At 60.6% G+C, this 2,941-nt stretch carries 3 protein-coding genes; all 3 read left to right on the forward strand.

What is annotated here, in order from left to right; all coding sequences use genetic code 11:
• Positions 1 to 1,208 (forward strand): leucyl aminopeptidase (locus AC5E6N_RS23915; protein ID WP_491750157.1); only part of this gene is annotated, 1,208 nt, incomplete at its 5' end.
• 49 nt (positions 1,209 to 1,257) lie between these two features.
• A complete protein-coding gene (locus AC5E6N_RS23920) occupies positions 1,258 to 1,707 on the forward strand; it encodes a DNA polymerase III subunit chi (RefSeq protein ID WP_491689857.1) in 450 nt (149 codons plus the stop codon).
• 61 nt (positions 1,708 to 1,768) lie between these two features.
• Positions 1,769 to 2,941: ArnT family glycosyltransferase (locus AC5E6N_RS23925; protein WP_491750158.1), on the forward strand; the 1,173-nt coding region annotated here is incomplete at its 3' end.

Raw genomic sequence — 2,941 nt, forward strand, 5'->3', positions numbered from 1 at the left:
TGTTCGGCCTTGCCGGGAAATCATCGAGGATCACCGTGTTCGTCGATGTCGATGACGCCGACGTTTCCGCCGCGGCGGTTTGCGATCTTGCGCTTGGATTGCTGCTCCGCAGCTACAAATTCGATATCTACAAGACGCGAAAGAACGGCAACGGCGAGGGCAACGACAAGAAGGCCGTCTCGGTGGTCCTCGTTTCGCCGCATGCGACCGCGGCAAAAAAGGCGTTCCAGTCAGCAAAGGCCATTGCCGATGGCGTGACCCTGGCGCGCGATCTTGTCAATGAACCGGCGAACATCCTCGGCCCGGTGGAATTCGCCAAAAAGGCCAGCGCGCTCGAGAAGCTCGGTGTCGAGGTGGAGATCCTCACCGAGAAGGACATGAAAAAGCTCGGCATGGGCGCGCTGCTTGGCGTCGCCCAGGGTTCGGTCCGCCCGCCGCGCCTCGCGGTCATGCAGTGGAAGGGCGGCAAGGCCAGGCAGAAGCCGGTGGCCTTCATCGGCAAGGGTGTCGTCTTCGATACCGGCGGCATATCCTTGAAACCCGGCGCGGGTATGGAGGATATGAAGGGCGACATGGGCGGTGCCGCCGCGGTCATCGGACTGATGCATGCCCTGGCGGCCCGCAAGGCCAAGGCCAATGTCATCGGAATGATCGGACTTGTCGAGAACATGCCGGACGGAAACGCCCAGCGTCCCGGCGATATCGTCACATCGATGTCCGGCCAGACGATCGAGGTCATCAACACCGACGCAGAAGGGCGCCTCGTCCTGTGCGATGCCCTTTGGTATTGTCAGGACCGGTTCTCACCGCAGCGCATGATCAATCTGGCAACCCTGACCGGGGCCATCATCGTCGCGCTCGGCCACCAGCATGCCGGCCTGTTCTCCAACGATGATGACCTGAGTGCGCAGCTCTCTGCCGCCGGTCATGTGACGAACGAGAAGGTCTGGCGCATGCCGCTCGCGCCCGAATATGACAAATTGATCGACTCCAAGTTCGCCGACATGAAGAATGTCGGAGGGCGCTGGGCCGGCTCGATCACGGCGGGACAGTTCCTTCAGCGCTTTGTCAATGACGTGCCCTGGGCCCATCTCGATATCGCCGGCACCGCCATGGGCTCGCCGCAGACGGAGATCAATCGCTCCTGGGCCTCGGGCTTTGGTGTGCGGCTGCTTGATGAATTCATCCGCGCCAACCATGAGAGCTGATCGCGGCGGCCGCTTGTCGGGCCGGCAAAACCCGGTGTAGCGTGGCCCGATGACCGAGGTATTGTTCTACCATCTGACCGAATCGCGTCTCGAGGACGCCCTGCCGCCGCTTCTGGAAAAGAGCCTTGAGCGCGGCTGGCGCGTTGTCGTGCAAACCGGCAGCGAGGAGCGGCGTGACGCGCTTGACCAGCATCTGTGGACCTATCGCGATGAGAGCTTTCTGCCGCACGGCACCGACAGCGCGCAGCACCCCGATCGTCAACCGGTCCTGATCTGTGCCACACAGGGCAATGCAAACGGGGCGCAGGTCCGTTTCATTGTGGACGGCGCCGATCCTTCCGAACTTGCAGACTATGAGCGGGCCGTGTTCATGTTCGACGGCCATGATCAGGCACAGGTCGAGGCGGCAAGGTCGCATTGGAAGGCGCTCAAGGATGAGGGGCACGATCTGACCTATTGGCAGCAGACACAGGATCGCCGCTGGGAAAAGAAAGCCTGAAAGCCACGGTTCATCGCGCTGATCGTGCGATTTGAATCATCTGAAATACCTGCTATGAGCCTTGGCAATTGCGAAAGAGAGCCGGGCAGAACTGGTGCGCTCCATCCTCCACCCTCTCAAGAACAGAGAGCTCAGCCCGACCTCCGGCGACTGGCTTGCCGCAGGCATTGCGGCCTGTGCGCTGGTGACGCTGTTCCGGGTGTTTTTCCTGTGGTTCGACCGCACCGACCTCTTTGTCGATGAATCCCAATACTGGCTCTGGGGCCAGGATATCGATTTTGGTTATTATTCGAAACCGCCTCTGATCGCCTGGATCATCCGGCTGTTCACGGATATCGCCGGAAGCGACGCGACCTTCTGGGTGCGGCTCCCGGCGCCTTTGTTCCATTTTGCCACGGCGCTCATTCTCGGCTCGCTTGCCAGATATCTTTACGATGCCCGCGTCGCCTTCTGGGTGATGGTGTCCTATATCACCATGCCCGCCGTCACGCTTGGCAGCGCGGTGATTTCGACCGACACGATCATGGCGCCGTTCTTCTCGCTGGCGCTTCTGTTTTACATCAGGATGCTCAAGGGAAATTCGGTGTTCTTCGCCGCCGCGGCCGGGGTCGCGGCCGGAATGGCGTTTCTCGCGAAATATGCAGGCATCTATTTTGTCCTTGGCGTCTTGCTGGCCGCGGTCTTTATCCCGGCCGCGCGACCGTCCTGGCGGCAGGCGCTGGCAATGCTCGCGGTTTTCGTTGCCGTGGCAATGCCGAACATCGTCTGGAATTTTCTCAACGATCTGTCGACATTCGAACATACGCTGGACAATGCGGACTGGGTGCGTCGCGATGCCAGCGAATTCAGCCTGAAATACCTCAAACTGGCGGAGTTCTTCTTCAGCCAGTTCGGCGTGTTCGGGCCGATCCTTTTCGGATCGCTTCTTGTCAGCATATTCAGGGCCCGGCAGGAGGATGCGCGTATCCTGCTGTTTTTTTCCGTCCCCGTTATCCTCATTGTCTGCGTTCAGGCGCTGTTGTCGAAAGCCTATGCCAATTGGGCGGTCGCGGCCTATTTCGGCGGGACAGTCCTCGTCGTCGCCGGGCTCCTGGAAGAGCGGTATTTCCGCCTGCTCAGCCTGTCCGCGTGGATCGGGGTGGTTCTGGCGATCGGCATGCCGGTCATGACCGTGGTCGCCGAACATGTCAGCGTCGACGGTGAAAAGCCGGCCATGAAACGTCTGCTTGGCAGG

Source organism: Hoeflea sp., assembly GCF_984452065.1.

What these genes read in the sequence shown, in the direction of transcription:
- AC5E6N_RS23920 (WP_491689857.1), top strand. Translation starts at nt 1,258, where the DNA reads ATGACCGAGGTATTGTTCTACCATCTGACCGAATCGCGTCTCGAGGAC.